The organism is Nonomuraea sp. MG754425 (genome assembly GCF_021699195.1).
Classification (GTDB): domain Bacteria; phylum Actinomycetota; class Actinomycetes; order Streptosporangiales; family Streptosporangiaceae; genus Nonomuraea.
On record NZ_SSXE01000070.1, the window covers coordinates 15,793 to 35,919 of the forward strand.

Below are 20,127 nucleotides of genomic sequence, written 5' to 3' on the forward strand. Positions count from 1 at the left end.
CAAGCGTAAGATAAGCTAAATACTTACTTGTCGGCCGTCAAGTAGAAAAGGTGCGAAGTGCGGGAAGACACGCGAACCCGAATTCAGGAGATCGCGCTGAGGCTGTTCACCGAGCAGGGGTACGAGGCGACGTCGCTCCGGGAGATCGCCGAGGAGCTCGGGGTGACGAAAGCCGCTCTTTACTACCACTTCAAGACCAAGGACGACATCGTGGCGAGCCTGGTCGAGAAGCGGCTGACCGAGCTCGACGAGCTGCTCGCCTGGCTCAGGAGCCGCCCCAAAACACCCGAGACACGCCGCGAGCTGGTCGAGCGCTACGCCGACAGCATCCGCGCGACCCGGCACCTCGGCATCGCCAGGTTCCTGGAGCGCAACCAGACGGCGCTGCGCGAGCACCCGACGCTGGTCAAGATCCGCGAGCGCATGATGGAGCTCACCTCGGAGCTCAGCGAGCCGGAGGCCACGCCGTCCGAGCGTGTCAGCCACGCGCTCGCGCTGTTCGCCCTGCACGCCGGCAAGTGGCTGATGAAGGAGGGCGAGCTCACCGAGGAGGACGTCCACAAGGCGTGCCTGGAGGTGGCCTACCGGCTGCTGGAACGGTAGGGATCCCGGGCCGCCCGGTCCGGAAGTGACGATTGGGACGCGCTTTCGCGGGCAGGATGCAGCCACGCGTCCAGACGGGAGGAGGCACAGTGGAGGCAACTGTGGCGCTCCGGCTGCCCAGGGATGCGGCGAGTGTCCCGGTGATCAGGCAGATGCTCGACGGCACGCTGCGATCGCTCGGCGTCGAGCCGCAGGTCAGGGATGACATCGAGCTCATGCTCACCGAGGCGTGCTCCAACGTGATCCGGCACGCCGCCCCCAGCGACGACTACATGGTCAGCGCGTCCGTGCACGACCACCTGTGCGTGATCAAGGTGGTCGACACGGGCGACGGTTTCGACCCGCGCAAGGTGGCGGCCGAACCCGACCCGACCTCCGAGCACGGGCGCGGGCTGCAGATCATGCGGGCGCTCGCCGACGACATCCGCTTCACCAACCGGCAGGACCGCGGCGCGGTGGTCTGCCTGGAAAAGCGCCTGCGGTACGCGCCGGGCGCGGCCGGGCGACATCTCATGGCCACCTAAGCCCGGCCCGCACCGGGGCCGTCAGGCCCTGGTGCGGCGCTCCGCCGGCCGCCGGCGGGCGCGGGCGCCGCGGACGTCCACCCGCGCACCGCCCCGCACGTCACCCCTGACCTCGCCCCGGGGCTCGACACGCCTCGGCCGGACGCCGACGAGCTCTAACCGGCGGTGGATCCGGGGCGCTCCCCCGGGCGGCTCCGCCCCACCTGACCGTGGCTGAGACGGGGGCTGCGGCTGAGACGAGGACTGGGGCTGGGGCTGGGGGTCGCGCGGTGTCGCCGGCCTCCGCCACGCCTTCGGCCGGCGGGTCAGCGAGGCGGCCAGCACCAGCAGCGTGAGCATCGCGACCACGGAGACGAGCAGCACCGCCATGACGATGAGAAGGAGCACGACCAGCACGGATCCGATCGTGCCAAGCACGGTCATCATTTGGCGGAAAATGCCCGCCCACCAGCACTTTATGCAAACTGTTGGGGATATATCGACGTTACCCCGGGTTATTGGTCTTAGCTGCCGTTGAGCTGGTCGAGCCGCCCCGGCAGGACGTCGAGCCGGCGCAGTATGACCCCCTCGCGCAGCGCCCACGGGCACACGTCGAGGCGGTCCACCTCGAACAGGTCCATGGCCGCGTCCGCGACCAGCGCCCCGGCCGCGAGCTGCGCCGCCCGCTCCTCCGACACCCCGGAGAGCTGGGCCCGCTCGGCGGAGTTCATGGAGGTGAGCTTGACGGCCCAGTCGGCCATGCTCTGGCGCGACAGCGAGCGCGAGACGTACGGGCCCTCGCTGGACGGCGCCGCCCCGGCGATCCTGGCGAGCTGCTTGAACGTCTTCGACGTGGCCACCGCGCGGTTGGCCTCGCCGTACCTGACGACGCCGCCGACCGTGCGGGCGATCTCGGCGCGCACGTGCTTGCGCAGCCTGCGCACCTCCTCGGGCGGCGGCGGGTCGGCGGTGAACCAGTCGCGGGTCAGCCGGCCCGCGCCCAGCGGCAGCGACACGGCCGCGTCGGGCTCCTCGTCCACCCCCGCGGCGATCTCCAGCGAGCCGCCCCCTATGTCGAAGGCCAGCAGCCGCCCGGACGACCAGCCGAACCAGCGGCGGACCGCCAGGAAGGTCAGCCTGGCCTCGTCACGGCCGGACAGGACCTCGATGTGCACCCCGCAGCGCTCGTCGATCTCGGCGAGCACCTGCTCGCCGTTGGCCGCCTCGCGCACGGCGGAGGTCGCGAAGGCCAGCAGGTCCTCCACGCCCTTGTCCTCGGCGAGGTGCACGGCCTCCTCGACGAAGTTGCCGAGCCGCTCGACGGCTTCCTTTCCCAGGTTCTGGTGCTGGTCGAGGTGCTCGGTGAGGCGAAGCGTGACCTTGTGGGAGTAGGCAGGCATGGGCCGCGCGCCGCGGTGGGCGTCGACGACGAGTAAATGGACGGTGTTCGAACCGATGTCCAGCACGCCGAGTCGCATGGGAAAACGCTACCGGTCTGCGGCTTTTACGGCGAAACGGAGTCTGAAGTGGTCGAGCGAGGCGGGCACGGGATCCTCCAACGTGACGGACGGTGTGACTGAGCGCTCACGCAGCAGGGCCTCCAGCAGCGTGACCGAGGTGGACAACATCAGCTTGGCCCCCGCGCAGCCGGCGAACCCGGCGCTGAAGGGCACCCCCGTCCAGCGTTCCCCCGAGCCCTCCTCGTCGTCGAGCCACAGCTCGGGGCGGTAGGAGTCGCCGGCCTCCGCGCGGTTCACGTACGGGGCGTAGATCACCACCACCGTGCCCTGCGGCACCTCGTACGGCGTGGGCCCGGTGACCTCGCGGAGGATGGCGGGCATGGTCGGCCAGAGCCGGGCCGACTCCAGCAGGGCGGCGCGCAGGTGCCCGGGGTCGATCGGCCCCGGACGGGAGGTCAGCAGCGCCAGGGCGCGGAAGGAGACTGTGGCTCCGGCGTCGTAGGAGTACAGCCAGTGCGGCACCTGTCCCTCGGCGTGCACGGCGGCGTCGGCGGGGGTGCGGGCGAGCACCGCGGCCAGGCTGCCGGGCTCGGCCCGCGCCAGGTGCCGGTGCAGCCGCCGCTGGAAGGCCCCGCGCACATCGGTGCGCTGCCCGCGCAGGCCCGACCAGTTGGCGTCGCCGAGCAGCCGGTCGAGCTGGCCGGTGAGGGTCACGTCGTCGCGGGCGCCGTCGCCGAGCACGACACGCCGGACGATCCGCCAGTGGGCGGCGTGGAAGCGCGGCCAGGTCAGCACGCCGGTGCGGGGCAGCGTGGCCGCCTCCTCCTCGGCGACCCGCGCGTACGGGGCGAAATCCGCCGACAGCACCCGCTCGTTCAGCTCGCGCCGCCGCTCGCGCAGATCCGGCTCACGCGTGATGAGCACCCCGTCGGGCTGGAAGTGGGCCAGCGCGCCGCGCTTGACCCTGGAGGCCGGGCTGAAGGCGCGGTCGGTCAGCACCGCGCGCACGTCGCCCGGGTCGAGCGGCACCATCACGCTGCGGCCCCCGAACGGGACCAGCAGCGGCCGGCCGTCGTAGGCGGCGCGCAGGCGGCCCAGCAGCCCGATCGCGTGGCGTTCGGCGCCGGTCAGCTCGGCCAGGCGCACCATGCCCGGCCGGGGCGCGACGACGCCCCGCGCGAGGGCCGGCAGGGCGATCGTGGTGGCCACGGCCAGCGCCTCGGCAGGCGTCACCCGGACCGGCCGCGTGATCGTGGGCATGTTTCAGGGACTACCCTTCCTTGGTGTCGTGACACTTTGGGGGGATCTTTGAGCGCTTGTTGTGGCCCGAGCCGCGACTCCGCCGCCGGGCCGGTCGAGTCGGCCGTCGAGATCACCGCACGCCGCCCCGCTCCGGCGGGCGCGCCGCGCGGGATGGTGCGCATTCCCGGCGGGACGTTCCTCATGGGCGGCGACGACCCCGACGGCCGCCCCGAGGACGCCGAGGGCCCGGTGCGCGAGGTGCGGGTCGACGCGTTCCTGATCGACCCCACGTGCGTGACGAACGCGCAGTTCGCCACGTTCGTCAAGGAGACCGGGTACGTCACCGAGGCCGAGCGGATCGGCTGGTCGTTCGTCTTCCGCCAGTTCGCCGCGGCCGGGGTGATGGAGGCCACCGTGCCGGGCGCGCCCTGGTGGGCCGGCGTCGAGGGGGCCACGTGGCGCGCGCCCGAGGGCCCCGGCTCGACGGCCGGCGACCGGCAGAACCACCCCGTCGTGCACGTGTCCTGGAACGACGCCACCGCGTACGCCGCCTGGGCGGGCAAGCGCCTGCCCACCGAGGCGGAGTGGGAGATGGCCGCCAGGGGCGGGCTGGAGCGCCGGCGCTACCCGTGGGGCGACGAGCTGGCGCCCAAGGGGCGGCAGCGGTGCAACATCTGGCAGGGCCACTTCCCGAGCGCGCCGAGCAAGGGGACGATGCCGGTCAAGTCGTTCCAGCCGAACGGCTACGGGCTCTACAACGTCGCGGGCAACGTGTGGGAGTGGACCGCCGACTGGTGGGGCACGCGGTGGGAGCCGTTCGCCGGCAACCCGGCCGGGCCGGAGCAGGGCGAGGCCAAGGTGATCCGGGGCGGCTCGTACCTGTGCCACGACTCCTACTGCAACCGTTACCGGGTGGCGGCGCGCACCTCGAACACACCCGACTCTTCGACCGGGCACACCGGCTTCCGCTGTGCGGCCCTAATCTGATCGCATGTCACGTACCCTGCGACTGTTGATCACCGGCGGCGGCACCGGTGGTCACACCTACCCGGCTCTGACGACCCTGTCGGCCGTCCAGCGACGTCAGGTGCCGCACGACGTGCTCTGGGTCGGCACGGCGGGCGGCCTGGAGGCGCGGATCACGGCCGAGCACGGCATCCCGTTCAAGGCGATCACCACGGGCAAGCTGCGCCGCCGTCCCAACCTCAAGGAACTGGGCACCAACATCGCCGACGTGTTCCGCATCCCGGTCGGGGTGTTCCAGGCGGTCGGGCACGCGGCCCGCTACCTGCCCGACGTGGTGCTGTCCACGGGAGGTTACGTGGCGGTGCCCATCGGGGTGGCGGCCAAGCTGATCCGCCGGCCGCTGGTGATGCACGAGCAGACGACCGTGGTGGGGCTGGCCAACCGCATCCTGTCCAGGCTGGCCACGAGGATCGCGCTGTCGCACGAGTCGTCACTGGAGCACCTGCCCGCCTCGGCCCGCTCGAAGGCCGTGGTGACGGGCAACCCGATCAGGCCGGAGCTGCTGCAGGGCAACCGGGCGGCGGCCTACGACCTGTTCGGGCTGACGTTCGAGGTGCCGCTGATCTACGTGACCGGCGGCGCGCAGGGCAGCAAGCAGATCAACACGCTGATCGCGGAGGTGCTGCCGCGGCTGCTGCCGCACGCGCAGATCGTGCACCAGTGCGGGCCGGCCTGGATCGACCAGATGCGGGCCGTGCCGCTGCCGCCCGAGCTGGCCGACCGCTACCACCCGGTGCCGTACGTCGGCGCGGAGCTGGCCGACCTGTTCGCGGCGGCCGACGTGGTGATCTCGCGCAGCGGGGCGGGCACGGTGTCGGAGCTGACCGCCATCGGCAAGCCGTCGGTGCTGATCCCGCTCATCCCGACCGGCGGCGACGAGCAGCGCAAGAACGCCGGCTACCTGGTGGCCGCGGGCGCGGCGCGGGCGCTGCTGGAGCCGCGGCCCACGGCCGAGCTGCTGCTGGCCGAGCTGATGCCGCTGCTGGCCGATCCGGGTCTGCGGCAGTCGATGGGGCAGGCGGCGGCCGGGCTGGGCCGTCTCGACGCGGCCGACGCCCTGTGCGACGTGCTGCTGCAGGCTGCCCACCACCCCTGACGTCCCCGCGGGCCGGACGCGGGCGGCGGCGTCGCTCCCGTCCGGCCGGGGTCAGGGCTCCAGGTGGCGGAAGGCTTCCCGCGCGGAGGTCACGCTGCGCCGCAGCGCCTGCTCCAGCAGGTCGGCGTCGGCGGCCAGGCGCTCCAACTCCGGCACGGCGGACGCGTCGGCCCCCGTCTCGGCCACCAGTTCCTCGTACTGGTGCACCCGGCCGCGCAGTTCCTCGATCTGGTGGTGGGCCACGTAGGCGCGCTCGGCGTCGGTGACGTTGGCGGCGTAGCGCTCCAGCGCCTCGACGCGGGCCACCACGGCCTCCTCGCTGCTGTCGAGCGCCCGGGCCAGCGGCGCGGCCACGGCCTCCACCTCGGGCGTGAGCCCTTGCGAGACGGTCTGCCGGTGCTTGGTGCGCAGCGCCGACAGTTTGGCCAGCAGCCGGGCGATCTCCCACTCCTGCGCGGGCAGCATCACCGCGTTGCGGACGTCGTCGAGCAGGCCCTCGGCGTTGACGCGGGAGCCGGTGACGGTCTCGATGGCGTGCTGGGCGCGGGCCAGCAGCCGGGCGGAGGACTCGTCGAGGTCCTCGGTGAGCACGTAGCGGCCCTCGTACCAGCGCAGGTGCTCGTAGGCTTCCCGTTCGTCGTCGTCCTCGTCGTCCCAGGTGCGGTCGTTGCGCGCGAACAGCACGATCATCAGGGGGATGCCGAACAGCACGAGCAGCAGCAGGCCGAGGCCGCGCGCCCCGGTGCCGAAGCCCATCATCAGGCCGAAGAAGGCCGCCCCGCCGAAGCCCGCGATCATGCGGTACTGCCTGCCGGAGAGGGTCCGCGGCTGCGGGGGAGCCCAGCCCTGGCGCATCTTGATCAGCACCTGACGGCTCGCGCGCAGCAACTGGGCGTCCTCCGGCGGCACTCCGGGGTCTACCACCACATCCGCCACGAATCCGGATCCTAAGGGAAATCAGCTACTCAGATGACGAAAAGCTTCGTGCGCCGAACTGACGCTGTCGCGTAACGCCTGTTCAAGACGGTCGGCGTCGTCCGACAACCGGCTCAGCTCCGGCACGGCGGCGCGGTCCGCGCCGGACTCCGCGAGCAGTTCCTCGTAGCGGGGCAGCTTGGCGCTGAGCCGTTCGATCTGGTTCCTGGCGCGGTAGGCACGCTCGGCGTCGGCCACGTGGCCCGCGTAGCGCTCCAGGGCCTCGACGCGGACCAGCACCGCCCGCTGGCTGCTGTCGAGGGCGTGGGCGAGCGGCTCGGCCACCGCCGCCACCTCGGGGGTGACGCCCTCGGAGATCACCTCCTGGTGCTCGGCGCGCAGTTGCGACAGCTTGGCCAGCAGCCGGGCGATCTCCCACTCCTGCGCGGGCAGCATCACCGCGTTGCGGGCGTCGTCGAGCAGGCCCTCGGTGTGCACGCTGGAGTCCATCACCTGGTCGATGGCATTCTGGGCGCGGCCCATGAGCGCCCTGGCAGGGTCGTCGAGCCGGTCCCTGAGGACGTAGCGGCCGTCGTTGCGGCGGGCCGTCTCGTACACCTCGTGCTCCAGGGCGCGCCGCCGCTCCACCTCGGCGTCGGGCCGGGGCCGCAGCAGCACGGCGACCATCAGCAGCGCCGAGCCCGTCATGATCACCACGAAGGGCGTGTAGCGCTCCGCGACGAACAGCGTCAGCCCGTACACCGCCGCCACCAGGGCCGTCACGCCGGCCGCCGGCCTGGCCACGGCGCTCGCGGCGGGCGAGTGCCGCCGGCGCGCGGGCACCCAGCCCGACTCGACGCGCAGCAGGACCTTACGATGGTCACGCAGCAGCGCCGCGACGTCGCCGGGCAGCTCCGGATCGACGATCACCTTCGCATGGCGTCCGGGCACATTGTTGATCCTATGTAACGTTCTGTCCGAGTGTCAGCTTTCCAGGTACCGGAACGCCTCATGGGCGGAGGCAACGCTGCGCCGCAGGGTGCGCTCCAGGACGTCGGCGTCCTCGGCCAGCCGCTCGATCTCGGCCCCCGCCAGGCGGTCGGCACCCGACTCGGCGAGCAGTTCCTCGTAGCGGGGCAGGCGGGCGCGCAGCTCCTCGATCTGGCCGCGGGCGTGGTAGGCGCGCTCGGCGTCGGCCACGTGGCCGGCGTAACGTTCCAGCACCTCGACGCGGGCCACCACGGCGGCCTCGCTGTTGACCAGGGCCCGTTCGAGCGGCTCGATCACCGCGGCCACCTCGGGCGCGATGCCCCTGGCGAGCAGCTCGCGGTGCTCCAGGCGCAGCGCCGACAGCTTGGCCAGCAGCCGGGCGATCTCCCACTCCTGCGTGGGCAGCATCACCGCGTTGCGGGCGTCGTCGAGCAGGCCCTCGGCGTTGACGTGCGAGCGCAGCACCGACCCGATCGCGCGCTGCGCCCTGGCCAGGACGATCCTGGCGTCGTCGTCGAAGTCCTCGGGGAGCAGGAAACGGCCGTCGTACCAGCGGGCCTGCTCGTAGACGCCGCGCTCCTGCGGCCGGTCGTCCTCGGGGATCTCGTTCATGGACGCGATCTTCACCAGGACGACGAAGACGTACGTGCCGAGCAGCACGAACCCGGCGGCCGGCGCCGAGGAGGCGAGCAGGACGGCCATGAGCGCGACCACGACGGGGGTGGCCGCCAGCAGCAGCGCGCTGGACGGGCTGCGGCGGCGCTCCGGCGGCCCGGACGCGGGGGGCACCCATCCGGCCCTGACCCGGGACAGCAGGGGTGCGTTCGCGCGTAACAGCCCGGCCACCTCGCGTGGCACGGCCGGATCGACTACCACACCCACGTTCTGTCCTGGCACCCTGGCGCCCCCAACGCTCGTGATGTGTGGATATTACGTAGTATTCCGCCGGGGTGTCAGCCTCCGAAAAGGTCAGGGCAGGCATCCGCCGGCCGCTCCGCACGGCGGCGGTCGCCGGACCAGGACGCCCGGCAACGACCGCCACCAGCACCGCGGCGGCCCGGCCCGGCCCTCGTCACGCGCGGCGGCGGGTGCGCCGGGGGCGGCGGACGCGGAACATGATCGTAGCCACCGCGGTCATACCCGCCGGCCGGATCCGGGGGGCTCAGTCGCCCCGGTGCAGGGCGTTGTGGTGGATCTCCCACAGCGCCGTCTCCGGGATGCCGGCCTTGACGAGCTGCTCCCACGTCGCCATCCGGTCGGCCGGGTCGGCGAGCATCAGGCGCAGCAGCGGTCGCAGCGCGGCCCGGTCGGCGCCGTCCTCGTGCCACATCGCGCCCAGCGCCTGGTGCATCGCGGGCGAGCGGACGGCCACCGTGCGCAGCAGCTCCTCCAGGATGCGCACCCGCTCGCGGAACGGCAGCGCCTCCCCCTCCCCCAGCGCCCGCAGCAGCAGGTCGAGCAGCTTGCGGTGGCGGGGCGCGTGCCCGGTGGCCACGGCCACCACCACGTCGCCCATGCCGCTGGGCTCGGCCCCGCCGCCGAGCACGACGTCCTCCTTGCCGTCCACCACGACGCGGTGCGCGGACAGGGCGGTGACCAGCCCGGACCAGCCGTCCTGGCCGAGCTGCCCCTTCCACAGGTGGGTCAGCGCCGACCAGCGTTCCAGATGGTCGGGCCCCGGCAGGATGGACGAGACCGCGACCGGCTCCTCGGAGGCGGCGACGACGAGGAGGGTGAGGTTGGCCGAGTAGGCGGCCAGGCGGCGGGTCGTGGTGTGCCGCACCGGGCGGAAGCCGGTGAAGTGGCGGCGCGGCCGGTCGTGCAGGGATTGCCGTAACAGCCCGGCCAGCAGGTCCACGCAGCGGGCCCGCACCGCCGAGGGCACCTGGGCGAGCAGTTCCAGGACGAACCCGACGGTCGGGCCGCGCTCGGCCACGCACGAGTGGGACGTGACCGCGTACAGCAGGTCGTCGTCCACGGCCTGGACCACGGCGAGCGGCTCGTCGCCCGCCAGGCGGCGGCGCCGGTCGAGGTCGCGCAGCGCGTACATGGTCAGCCAGGCCACCAGGAACTCGCCGAAGGTGGAGTGCAGGAACGCGTGACCCTTCCGGCTCACGAAGAAGAACCGCTCGGTGGCCTTGCGGGCCCAGTCGACGCGCTCGTCCTCGTCGTCGGGGTCCTCCTCGCCGCCGTGGCACAGGGCGGGCAGGTCGCGGTCGAGCTGCTCGCCGGTGATGACCTGGCTGCCGCGGGCCAGCATGGACAGCGCGACCGCGCCGAGCATGACCAGCTCCTGGTCGATGGCCACGCGGTGGGCGCCGCCGGTCTCGCGTTCGGTGTAGTCGCGCAGCAGGACCTCGTACAGGCGGGCGCGTTGCAGGGGGCCGTGGTCGTGCTGCAGCGCGTTGCCGCCGGCGTCGTAGAGCGCGAGCAGCAGCAGGAGCAGCGGCTGCCTGGCCATCTCGCCGTGCACGAGCGCCGCGGCGGCGGGCAGCGGCTTGAGGTCGCGGCGGGCCAGCAGGGCGCGGTTGGCCTGGTCCCAGATGTCCAGCCACTGGCGTACCTGGTCGTCGTCGAAGGGCTGGAGCTCCAGCGCCAGGAGCCCGTCGGGGAAGCGTACGCGGTCGGCCACCACCGTACGGCTGGTCACGATGACCGCGACGGGCCGGCCGAGCTCCGCCTCGCTCGCCTGGAACGCGCGCACCCGCTCCAGGTAGTCGTAGTGGTTCTGCCCGCCCTGCACCAGTTCGTCGAACCCGTCGAGCAGGATCACCGGCATGGCGCCGTTGCCGGCCGCCACCAGGTCGGCGTAGGCCACCTCCTCGCCCAGCACCTCGCCGACGGCCTGCTCGATCTGCCGCGGCAGGCCGGCCCGCGCCCGCACGCCGCGCAGCTCCACCCGGAACGGCAGGAACTCCGACCGGGCCAGCCGCGCGGCCAGCACCTCGGTCAGCTTGGTCTTGCCGGAGCCCGGCTCGCCCACCACGAGCAGCGGCGCCTGGGTGGCGCGCAGCGAGGTGAGGTGTCCGACGAGGAACGCCTCGGCGTCGGCCAGCAGCCGCTGGCGCTCCCACCAGCTCCGCTCCGCGGGCGAGGACTCGGGGGCCAGCTCGGCCACCCGGCAGCGCGGGCTCAGGTAGCCCTCGCCGAGCAGCGGCAGGTAGACGTCCTCGGGCAGCTTGCCGGCCAGCAGCAGCGGCTGGTCGAGGGCGTTGGCGGCCATCCTGACCTGATGGATCACGGGACGGTCGCCGGCCCGGGGCGGGGCCAGCTCGGCCAGCAGCCAGGCCACCCGCGACAGCGCCGTGGCCGGTTGCGGACGCTCGGTGACCAGGCTGCGCACCCCGAACTCGTGGCTGTCGAGCGCCAGCGACCGGTAGTCCTCGTCGTAGATGCGCAGCGCGTGCTCGGTCGGGCCCTCGGCCAGCAGGCGGGGGAGCTGGAGCCGGTCGTCGGCGGGCAGTTCGTCCCAGACCGACAGCCCGCCGACATAGGCGGCCATGGCCTCGGACATGCGCAGGTAGGCACGTTCCACGGCGGCGCGGGTCTCGGGGTAGGGGATGTGCGGCTCGGGCGTGGGCAGCCGTTCCAGCAGCAGCCCGGCCACCAGCCGCGCGTACCGCTCGGCCGTCGGGACGCCTCGGGAGATCAGCTCGCCGCGGTCGAGCTGGTCGAGCGTGAACGGCAGCCCGGCCTCGCCGAGCGCCTCGAACCAGGCCGACACGACGACGGCGGCGTGCGCGGCGGCCAGCCGCTGCGTGCGGGTGAAGCGGTCGGCGGCGCCCTTGAGCTCCGGCATCCGGCGCACGGCCTCCTCGCCGTAGGCGATGACGGCCTCACGCAGGTCGCGCAGGCTCGTGGTGAGGCGGGTGCCGCCGGCCAGCGCCCAGCCGGTGCGCTCCGCCTCCGCGGCGAGCCCGATCACCTTGACGAGCCGGCCGTCCTTGCAGCCGAGAATCCGCAGGGCGTCGGCGTAGCTCGGTGTCTCGATCATGGCCTCCTCCCGGGGGATTGGGATGTCCCAATCATGCGCTGTGCGCCCCGATCGGCGCATGCTCCCGCGCCAGGACGGCCCGAGACGTTACCGGTCCGTCATGTTCCTTTCACGGCTTGTGCGATGTCGGCCAGCGCTCCTGGGTCCTCGATCGTGGACGGGGCGTCGTACGGGTTGCCGTCGGCGATGTCCCGCATCGTGGCGCGCAGGATCTTGCCCGAGCGGGTCTTCGGCAGCCGGGGCACCACGACGGCGCGGCGGAAGGCGGCCACCGGGCCGATCCGCGTGCGCACCAGGGCGGTCAGCTCCCGCTCGATCTCCTGCGGGTCGCGTTCCGCGCCCGCCTTCAGCACCACGAAGCCCATCGGGAGCTGGCCCTTCAGCTCGTCGGCGACGCCGATCACGGCGCACTCGGCCACGTCGGGGTGCTCGGCGAGGACCTCCTCCATGGAGCCGGTCGAGAGCCGGTGCCCGGCCACGTTGATCACGTCGTCGATGCGGCCCATGACGTAGAGGTAGCCGTCCTCGTCCAGGTGGCCGCCGTCGCCCGTGAGGTAGTGGCCGGGGTAGCGCTCCAGGTAGGAGCGGCTGAAGCGGGGCTCGTCGCGGAAGAGCGTGGGCAGCGCGCCGGGCGGCAGGGGCAGCTTGACGGTGACCGCGCCGTCGGTGCCGGGCGGGCAGTCGGCGCCGTCGGCGTCGAGGACGTGCACGTCCCAGCCCGGCACGGGCCTGGTCGGGGAGCCCGGCTTGACGGGCAGCGGCTCGATGCCGACGCAGTTGGCGGCGACCGGCCAGCCCGTCTCGGTCTGCCACCAGTGGTCGATGACGGGGATGCCGAGCAGGTCGGAGGCCCAGTGGTAGGTGTCGGGGTCGAGCCGTTCGCCGGCCAGGAAGAGATACCGCAGCCCCGACAGGTCCCACTTTTTCGCGAAATTGCCGGATGGGTCGTCTTTTTTGATGGCGCGGATCGCGGTCGGAGCGGTGAACAGCGTGCGCACGCCGTGCGTGGCCACCACCCGCCAGAACGCGCCCGGGTCGGGGGTGCCGACCGGCTTGCCCTCGTACAGGACGGTGGTGCAGCCCGCCAGCAGCGGCGCGTACACGATGTAGGAGTGGCCGACCACCCAGCCCACGTCGGAGGCGGCCCAGAAGACCTCGCCCGGCGCCGCGCCGTACACGTGGGACATGCTCCAGTGCAGCGCGACCGCGTGGCCGCCGTTGTCGCGCAGCACGCCCTTGGGCGAGCCGGTCGTCCCGGAGGTGTACAGGACGTAGAGCGGGTCGGTGGCGGCCACGCTCACGCACGGGGCCGGATCGGCGGCGCGCACGGCCTGCTCCCAGTCGAGGTCCCGGCCCTCGCGCAACTCGGCCACGCACTGGGGCCGCTGCAGGATCACGCACCGGGCGGGGCGGTGGACGGCCTGCTCCAGCGCGTCGTCCAGCAGGGGCTGGTAGGCCACCACGCGCGACGGCTCGATCCCGCACGACGCCGACAGCACCACCTTGGGCCTGGCGTGGTCGATCCGCACCGCCAGTTCCCTGGCCGCGAACCCGCCGAACACCACCGAGTGCACCGCCCCGAGCCGGGCGCAGGCCAGCATCGCCACCACCGCCTCGGGCACCATGGGCAGGTAGATCACCACGGTGTCGCCGGCCGTCACGCCGAGGTCGCGCAGCAGACCTGCGGTCCTGGCCACCTCCTCCAGCAGCCCGGCGTAGGTGCGCACGCCGGTCACGCCGGTGACGGGGCTGTCGTGGATCAGCGCGGGCTGGTCGCCGCGGCCCGCCGCCACATGCCGGTCCAGGGCGTTGTAGCAGGTGTTCAGCCGTCCACCGGGGAACCACCGGCCCTCGCCGTACACGACCGGCGGGGGCACGTCCCAGTCGATCCCGCGGGCCGCCTCGCCCCAGAACCGCTCGGGCTGCTCGACACTGCGCCGGTAGACCTCGTCATAAGCGCTCACTTTCCGATCAGAACAGCAGGCGGCCCCATGGCGCAAGATATCGGGGTGAGCGATGAACTGATCCTTTCCGTGGTCGTGGGATCGAGGGCGTACGGGCTGGACACCGACGCCTCCGACACCGACCGGCGTGGCGTGTTCGTGGTGCCGACCCGGGCGTTCTGGCGGCTGGACAAACCGCCCACGCACCGTGACGGGCCGCTGCCCGAGCAGTTCTCGTGGGAGGTCGAACGCTTCTGCGCCCTCGCCCTCGACGCGAACCCCACCGTCCTGGAGTGCCTGTGGTCCCCGATCGTCGAGGTGATCACGCCCGCGGGACGGCGGCTGCGCGAGCTGCGGGAGGCGTTCCTGTCCGAACGGGCGCAGCACTCGTTCGCCGGGTACGCCGAGAGCCAGCTCCGCCGGCTCGACCCGGAGCGGCCCAACTGGAAGCAGGCCATGCACATGCTCCGGCTGCTGCTCAGCGGCCTGCACCTGGTCCGGCACGGTGAACCCCTCGTCGGCATGGAGGCGCACCGGGAGCGGCTGCTGGCCGTCCGGCGGGGCGAGGTGCCCTGGGACGCGGTGATCGCCTGGCGGGCGGCGCTGTCGGCCGAACTGGCCGCCGAGCCGGGCACGCTGCCCGGACGGCCGGACCGGGAGCGGGTGGAGGAGTTCCTGGTGGGGGTACGCGAGGAGAACCTGCCCACCCGGAGCTGACGGCCCGGTGCCGATCCGGTGCCGGCGGCGGGCCGGGCACGGTCGAAAGACTCGCTTCTTCCGGCTTTTCGCCGTCGGCGGGCGCTCCGGCGGAAATATCGCGACAGGATGGGCGGGTGACCTCCTACGACGACACGCTGCCCCTCCAGCCCCCGATCCGGCTGCCCGACGCGGCCACGCTGGCCGCCGCCGTACGCGCCGCTCCCCTGGCCGACGAGCTGAAGCCGGACGGCGACGACGCCGAGGTGCTGGCCCTCTGGGCGGAGACCTGCCGCACCCGGCTGGCGCGCGACGAGCGGCTGCTGCTGGAGCTGATCCGGCTGTTCCTGTCCAGGGAGCCGCTCAAGGGCGAGGCGTCCGGGACGCTGACCAAGCTCGGGCTGGTGCGGCAGGCGGAGCCGTACACGCTGAGCTGGCTCGGGTTGTGGGTGGCGCGGCAGATCATCGCCGAGACCGCCGGGCAGGACATCCCGGTCATGGGGTCGCTGGCGGAGGCGGACGCGGCGGCGCTGCTGCACGGGCTGCGCTCCTACCCGGAGGGCGAGCGCGGCGAGGAGCTGGCCGGGTGGCTGAAGGGCCGCGACGAGCGCACGGCGGCGGCCGAGATCGCCGCGGTGCTGGCCGGCGTCAGCCCGCTGAGCCGGGCGGTCGGCGTGGAGCTGCTGGCGTCGGCGTTCGGCGAGGAGGGGCGGCAGGCGCTGGCGCGGCTGCTGGAGGAGCCCAAGCTGGGCGCGGTGATCGCGGCCAGGACCGGCCGGGACGAGCGGCAGCCCGCGCCCGACGAGATCGCCTGGGTGCTGGTGGACATGGCGGCGGCGCTGCTGGAGTTCGGCGGCGAGACCGGCGAGGTGATCGAGTCGATCGCCATGGGGATGCAGGCCGAGGAGCTGGCGGGCACGATCGCGATCCTGGCGTTCGGGGATCATCCGTGGACGGGGCGGGTGCTGGGGGTGCTCGTCGAGCGTCATCCCGACGAGCGCGTGGTCGCGGCGGCCCGCAAGGCGCTGCGGCGGCTGCGCGGCCTGGCCGACCTCCGGGGCTGACCCCGGCCCGGCCCCGGGGTGGGACGGGCGGCGTCGGGGCACCGGTAGAGTCGGCTCGGTGACTGAGCATGCGATCTCCCCTCAGACCGGCATCCTGGGTGACGCGTTCGCCTGCGCCTGCGGCGTCGTCCTCGGGGGCCGGATGACGGCCGAGCTGCACGCCGCCGAGAACGGGCTGTGCTCGGCCTGTCTCGGCTCCACCGAAGAAGACCTGGTCCCCGGCCTGCGGCGGCCCTGTCCGTCCTGCGCCGGCAGCGGGGGGCGGCGGGAGCAGGTCACCTGGCAGCTCGCCCACGCCGAGGCCGAGCACCTGATCACGATGACCGTCGTCCGCGGGGTCGTGGCGAACCTCGACGGCCCGTTCCGCCTGTCGGAGGTCGCCGACACGGTGCGGACCGGGCTGGGGCTGCCCGCGGGCCGGCTGCCCGTCGGGCCCCGGGTGCGCGACCTGCTGCTGCAGTTGCAGGCCGCGGGCGAGATCACGATGTTGTCGGCCCCCGACGAGATGGTGGGCACGGACATGGTCCTCTACCGCGACCCCCAGTGGCAGCGCGCCCGCACCCTCGGCCTCTGACCGCCCCGGCCCTCCGTGCGGGGGTCAGGCGTCGCCGGTGACCCGGCAGAGGAGTTCGCCGTGCAGGAGGGACAGCCACCCGTCGCCGGCCTCCGCCCACTCCAGCCAGCCCTCCGACATGCGCCGCAGGTCCGCCTCCGTGGCGGCCCCGGTGGCGAGGGCCTGCTCGGCCATCGCGGAGCGCAGCACCCGCTCCGCCCACATGCCGCCCCACCAGGCCCGGTCCTCGGGCGTGGCGAAGCACCAGGTGGAGGAGGTGGGGGTGATGTCCGTGAAACCCGCCCCGCGGGCCCAGGACAGCAGCCGCCGCCCCGCGTCCGGCTCGCCGCCGTTGCTCCGCGCGACCCGCTGGTAGAGCGCCATCCACTCCTCCAGCGCCGGCAGCCGCGGGAACCAGGTGAAGGCGGAGTAGTCGCTGTCGCGCACCGCCACGTATCCGCCCGGTCTGGTCACCCGCCGCATCTCCCGCAGCGCCCGCACCGGGTCGCCGACGTGCTGCAGCACCTGGTGGGCGTGCACCACGCAGAAGGTGTCGTCGGGGAAGTCCAGCGCGTGCGCGTCGGCCACGGCGAAGTCCACGTTCGGCAGCCCCCTGGCGGCCACCTCGGCCCTGGCCAGGTCGAGCGCGTCCGCGGTGACCTCGGAGGCCATCACCCGGCCGTCGGGGACGAGCTCCGCCAGGTCGGCGGTGATCGTGCCGGGGCCGCTGCCGACGTCGAGCACCAGCATGTGCGGCTTGAGGTGCGGCAGCAGGTAGCCGGCCGAGTTCGCGGCGGTGCGCCAGCGGTGTGAGCGCAGCACGGACTCGTGGTGGCCATGCGTGTATACGGCGTCCATCGGGCGAAACCCCCTCGTTGCGGCGATGACGCCCACTCTAGCGCGGTCTCAGCATTCAAGAGAGTTCGTCTCACATGACAAGACACTGCGACCGGTACGTACACTGGACGGCGAATCGTCGGGACTTCCAGGAAGGGCGTGGGCAGTGGGAGAGGTCCGGCCGATCACGCGCGTGGGCGATCCGGTGCTGCACCGGCCGTGCGAGCCGGTCACCCGGTTCGACGCCGAGCTGGCGGCGCTGGTGGCGGACATGTTCGCCAGCATGTACGCGGCCGAGGGCGTGGGCCTGGCGGCCAACCAGATCGGCGTGCCGCTGCGGGTGTTCGTCTACGACTGCCCCGACGCGCAGGGCGTGCACCACAAGGGCGTCGTCGTCAACCCCGAACTGGAGCTGCCCGGCGTCGGCGAGCGGCGGCTCGACGCCGACGACGAGGGCTGCCTGTCGGTGCCCGGCCAGTACGCGCCGCTGCCCCGTGCCGACCGGGCCGCCGTGCGCGGGTTCGACGTCGCGGGCGCGCCCGTCCGGGTCGAGGGCACCGGCCTGCTGGCCCGCTGCCTGCAGCACGAGACCGACCACCTCGACGGCCACCTCTACCTCGACCGGCTGCCGGCCAAGCGGCGCAAGCAGGTGCTGGCGGCCTACCACGAATCCACTAAAGCCGACAAAGCACCGCTATAGTGGAGGAATGACTGGCGAAGGGATCCTCTCCAGCGGGCTGTCCATGTCCGAGCTGGGCCGGCGGATCCGTGGCGAGCGGCGGGCGCGCGGGCTGTCCATCGAACGGCTGGCCGAGCTGAGCGGCATCAGCAAGAGCATGGTCTCCGAGGTCGAGCGGGGCACCAAGACGCCGACCGTGCTCGTGCTCGACCGGCTGTCCACCGCGCTCGGCACGTCGATCGGCCGGCTGCTCGACGAGCCGGGGCACAGCGCGATGCGGGTGCTGCGGCACGCCGAGCAGCGGGTGCTGCGCGACCCGTCCGGCTGGGAGCGGCGGGTGCTGTCACCGGTGCTGGGGGACATCGAGTTCGAGTTCATGCGCACCACGATCGGACCCGGCGTGGACGCGGGCGAGTTCGTGCCGCACGCGCCGGGCTCGCGGGAGTACCTCGCCGTCGAGCACGGCGACCTGCGGCTGACCATCGACGGCAGACCGTACGAGCTTTCGGCCGGCGACTCGGCGTACTACCCCGGCGACTGCCGTCACGCCTTCGCCAACGACGGCGACACCGGCTGCGTCTTCTACCTCGCGATGGAGGTAGGCGCGGCCGGGCACCACGAACCACTGAGGGAGTCCCCCGATGCATGAGCTGCGCGAGGCCGGGGCCAAGGCCGCCCGGATCATGGCCGACCACCTGGAGGGCGTCGGCGACCTGCCCGTGTGGCGGCCGGTCCCGGAGGCCGAGCTGTCCTGGCTCACCGGCCAGGACCTGCCCGAGACCGGGCGCGCGCTGGACGACCTCCTGGAGGACGCGCGGGCGCACGTGCTGCCCTACCCGATGGGCAACGGGCACCCGCGCTTCTTCGGCTGGGTGAACTCCCCGCCGAACCCGGCCGGCGTCCTGGTCGAGCCGCTGGCCGCGGCGCTCAACCCGAGCTGCGCGGGCGGCGACCACGCCGGCCCGCACCTGGAGCGCACAGTGGTGCGCTGGCTGGCCGGCCTGGTCGGCTTCCCGCACCCGCCCGGCGGCGGGCTGCTGACCAGCGGCGCGTCCATCGCCACCGTGATCTGCCTGGCCACCGCCCGCCAGCGGGCCGCGCTCGCCGACGGCTGGGACGCCCGCGAGGAGGGCCTGTCGGGCCGCGCACCCATGGTCATGTACGTCACCGAGGAGGGCCATAGCTGCCTGCACAAGGCGGCCCAGCTCCTCGGCCTCGGCGCGCGCAACGTGCGCACGGTCCCGGTGGACGCGCAGTTCCGGATGGACGTGCGCGCGCTGCGCGCGATGATCGCCGAGGACCTGGACGCGGGCCTGCGCCCGTTCTGCGTGGCGGGCAGCGCGGGCACCGTGAACTCCGGCGCGGTGGACCCGCTGGACGACATCGCCGACGTGGCCCGCGCGTACGGGCTCTGGTTCCACGTGGACGGGGCCTACGGCGCGCTCGGCATCCTGGCCGACGGGGCGGGGCCGCGCTACGCGGGGCTGGAGCGGGCCGACTCACTGGCCCTGGACCCGCACAAGTGGCTCGGCGTGCCGGTCGGCTGCGGCTGCGCGCTGCTGCGCGACCCGTCGGCGGCGCGGGCCGCCTTCAGCCTGGTGCCGTCGTACCTGACGGACGAGAACGCGGGCGACCTGGGCTGGTTCGCCGAGTACGGGCCCGAGCAGACCCGGCCGTTCCGCGCGCTGAAGACGTGGGCGACCCTGTCGCACCTGGGCCGGTCGGGCGTCAAGCGGCTGGTGGACCACACCGGCGGGCTGGCCCGCACGCTGGGCGCGATGGTCGAGCAGGCCCCCGACTTCGAGCTGCTCGCGCCCGTGGCGACCTCGATCACCGCCTTCCGCCACGTCCCGGAGGGGGCCGACCCCGAGGTGCTCAACCAGGCCCTGCCGGTCGCGGTCCAGGCGCGCGGCAACACGTTCCTCACCGGCACCCGGCTGGGCGGCCGGGCGGCCCTGCGCGCCTGCTTCCTGCACCCGGACACGACCGAGCAGGACCTGGTGGTGCTGCTGGAGGAGATCCGCCTGGCGGCCAAGGCCCGGTAGGGCTCAGCCGGGCTGGGCGCTGTCCTTCAGCGCGCCCCAGCCGTGCCAGCGCTCGACCTCCATCCAGACGCTGAACCGGGCGCGGACGCGGTCGGGGTAGCGCGCGCCCGTGTAGTGCTGGGCGATGCGGTCGATGTCCTTCAGGCCGTCGTCGGGACGCAGCTCGGTCACCCGCCCGATGAGCGTGACGTGGGTGTACCAGTCGGCGCTGTCCATGACGGTCAGGCTCAGGCGCGGGTCGCGGCGCAGGTGCTGGAGCCGGACGCGGCCCTCGTCGAAGTTGATCAGCACCCGCCCGTCGTCCTCCCACAGGTACCAGGTGGGCGTGGAGACCGGCGTGCCGTCGGCGCGCAGCGTCGCCATGACGGCGGGGTTCGGGCGGCGCAACATCTCGACGGCTTCCGGCGGCAGGGGCGGCTTGGACATGTGGCTTCCCTCGTCTGTCGGAGATCGGCCCGCGGCGGCGAGCCGGGGCACGTTT

General features: G+C 73.3%; 20 protein-coding genes. 10 read left to right on the forward strand and 10 right to left on the reverse strand.

Annotation, left to right across the window (positions count from 1 at the left end):
• The first annotated feature begins 57 nt into the window (after nt 1-57).
• Entirely contained in the window at nt 58-603 is a 546-nt protein-coding gene (locus tag FAF44_RS23990; protein WP_237105486.1) for a TetR/AcrR family transcriptional regulator, read from the forward strand.
• An 89-nt stretch (nt 604-692) separates the two neighbouring features.
• Nucleotides 693-1,127 (forward strand): ATP-binding protein, encoded by a 435-nt coding sequence (locus tag FAF44_RS23995; protein WP_237105487.1) that lies wholly within the window; start codon nt 693-695, stop codon nt 1,125-1,127.
• Nucleotides 1,128-1,148: 21 nt separating this feature from the next.
• Here the strand turns inward: FAF44_RS23995 and FAF44_RS24000 are convergent, their stop codons facing one another.
• The 3 genes from FAF44_RS24000 to FAF44_RS24010 form a co-directional block, all read right to left on the reverse strand.
• The gene (locus FAF44_RS24000; RefSeq protein ID WP_237105488.1) at nt 1,149-1,553 is read right to left on the reverse strand and encodes a hypothetical protein; all 405 of its coding nucleotides are present in this window, start codon (nt 1,551-1,553) and stop codon (nt 1,149-1,151) included.
• Between the two features lie 77 nt (nt 1,554-1,630).
• A complete protein-coding gene (locus FAF44_RS24005; protein ID WP_237105489.1) occupies nt 1,631-2,584 on the reverse strand; it encodes a Ppx/GppA phosphatase family protein in 954 nt (317 codons plus the stop codon).
• 9 nt (nt 2,585-2,593) lie between these two features.
• Nucleotides 2,594-3,826, reverse strand: a complete 1,233-nt coding sequence (locus FAF44_RS24010) for a cytochrome P450 (RefSeq protein ID WP_237105490.1) — start codon at nt 3,824-3,826, stop codon at nt 2,594-2,596.
• A gap of 36 nt (nt 3,827-3,862) precedes the next feature.
• Here FAF44_RS24010 and FAF44_RS24015 point away from each other — a divergent pair, with 36 nt between their 5' ends.
• Nucleotides 3,863-4,795, forward strand: a complete 933-nt coding sequence (locus tag FAF44_RS24015) for a formylglycine-generating enzyme family protein (protein WP_308193366.1) — start codon at nt 3,863-3,865, stop codon at nt 4,793-4,795.
• Nucleotides 4,796-4,799: 4 nt separating this feature from the next.
• Nucleotides 4,800-5,930, forward strand: a complete 1,131-nt coding sequence (locus FAF44_RS24020; protein WP_237105491.1) for a glycosyltransferase — start codon at nt 4,800-4,802, stop codon at nt 5,928-5,930.
• A 51-nt stretch (nt 5,931-5,981) separates the two neighbouring features.
• Here the strand turns inward: FAF44_RS24020 and FAF44_RS24025 are convergent, their stop codons facing one another.
• The 5 genes from FAF44_RS24025 to FAF44_RS24045 all read right to left on the reverse strand — a co-directional run bounded on the left by FAF44_RS24025 (nt 5,982) and on the right by FAF44_RS24045 (nt 13,793).
• On the reverse strand, nt 5,982-6,866 hold the full coding sequence (locus FAF44_RS24025) for a hypothetical protein (RefSeq protein ID WP_237105492.1): 885 nt from the start codon (nt 6,864-6,866) through the stop codon (nt 5,982-5,984).
• Nucleotides 6,867-6,887: 21 nt separating this feature from the next.
• Nucleotides 6,888-7,796 carry a hypothetical protein gene (locus tag FAF44_RS24030; protein WP_237105493.1) on the reverse strand — a complete coding sequence of 303 codons (909 nt, stop codon included), beginning with the start codon at nt 7,794-7,796 and terminating at the stop codon, nt 6,888-6,890.
• Between the two features lie 33 nt (nt 7,797-7,829).
• A complete protein-coding gene (locus tag FAF44_RS24035; RefSeq protein WP_237105494.1) occupies nt 7,830-8,717 on the reverse strand; it encodes a hypothetical protein in 888 nt (295 codons plus the stop codon).
• A gap of 280 nt (nt 8,718-8,997) precedes the next feature.
• Nucleotides 8,998-11,829, reverse strand: a complete 2,832-nt coding sequence (locus FAF44_RS24040; protein WP_237105495.1) for an NACHT domain-containing NTPase — start codon at nt 11,827-11,829, stop codon at nt 8,998-9,000.
• Nucleotides 11,830-11,927: 98 nt separating this feature from the next.
• The gene (locus tag FAF44_RS24045) at nt 11,928-13,793 is read right to left on the reverse strand and encodes a propionyl-CoA synthetase (protein ID WP_237105496.1); all 1,866 of its coding nucleotides are present in this window, start codon (nt 13,791-13,793) and stop codon (nt 11,928-11,930) included.
• 45 nt (nt 13,794-13,838) lie between these two features.
• Here FAF44_RS24045 and FAF44_RS24050 point away from each other — a divergent pair, with 45 nt between their 5' ends.
• The 3 genes from FAF44_RS24050 (at nt 13,839) to FAF44_RS24060 (ending at nt 16,106) form a co-directional block, all read left to right on the forward strand.
• The gene (locus FAF44_RS24050) at nt 13,839-14,489 is read left to right on the forward strand and encodes a nucleotidyltransferase domain-containing protein (RefSeq protein WP_237105497.1); all 651 of its coding nucleotides are present in this window, start codon (nt 13,839-13,841) and stop codon (nt 14,487-14,489) included.
• A gap of 116 nt (nt 14,490-14,605) precedes the next feature.
• Nucleotides 14,606-15,532: a hypothetical protein gene (locus FAF44_RS24055; protein WP_237105498.1), complete on the forward strand. Its 927-nt coding sequence runs from the start codon at nt 14,606-14,608 to the stop codon at nt 15,530-15,532.
• Between the two features lie 58 nt (nt 15,533-15,590).
• Nucleotides 15,591-16,106: a hypothetical protein gene (locus FAF44_RS24060; RefSeq protein WP_237105499.1), complete on the forward strand. Its 516-nt coding sequence runs from the start codon at nt 15,591-15,593 to the stop codon at nt 16,104-16,106.
• Nucleotides 16,107-16,130: 24 nt separating this feature from the next.
• Here FAF44_RS24060 and FAF44_RS24065 read toward each other — a convergent pair whose 3' ends face one another.
• Nucleotides 16,131-16,943 carry a methyltransferase domain-containing protein gene (locus FAF44_RS24065; protein WP_237105500.1) on the reverse strand — a complete coding sequence of 271 codons (813 nt, stop codon included), beginning with the start codon at nt 16,941-16,943 and terminating at the stop codon, nt 16,131-16,133.
• A 145-nt stretch (nt 16,944-17,088) separates the two neighbouring features.
• On the opposite strand from FAF44_RS24065, the gene def reads away from it, so the two are divergent.
• Genes def through FAF44_RS24080 form a run of 3 tightly spaced genes read left to right on the forward strand, consistent with a single transcriptional unit; the run spans nt 17,089 to nt 19,646 of the window.
• Nucleotides 17,089-17,622 (forward strand): peptide deformylase, encoded by a 534-nt coding sequence (def, locus tag FAF44_RS24070; RefSeq protein WP_237105501.1) that lies wholly within the window; start codon nt 17,089-17,091, stop codon nt 17,620-17,622.
• Nucleotides 17,623-17,629: 7 nt separating this feature from the next.
• Nucleotides 17,630-18,250, forward strand: a complete 621-nt coding sequence (locus FAF44_RS24075; RefSeq protein ID WP_237105502.1) for a helix-turn-helix domain-containing protein — start codon at nt 17,630-17,632, stop codon at nt 18,248-18,250.
• Nucleotides 18,243-19,646: an aminotransferase class V-fold PLP-dependent enzyme gene (locus FAF44_RS24080; protein WP_237105503.1), complete on the forward strand. Its 1,404-nt coding sequence runs from the start codon at nt 18,243-18,245 to the stop codon at nt 19,644-19,646. The genes FAF44_RS24075 and FAF44_RS24080 overlap by 8 nt, the downstream gene beginning before the upstream one ends.
• A 3-nt stretch (nt 19,647-19,649) precedes the next feature.
• Here the strand turns inward: FAF44_RS24080 and FAF44_RS24085 are convergent, their stop codons facing one another.
• The gene (locus FAF44_RS24085; RefSeq protein WP_237105504.1) at nt 19,650-20,072 is read right to left on the reverse strand and encodes a PPOX class F420-dependent oxidoreductase; all 423 of its coding nucleotides are present in this window, start codon (nt 20,070-20,072) and stop codon (nt 19,650-19,652) included.
• Nucleotides 20,073-20,127 lie beyond the last annotated feature (55 nt).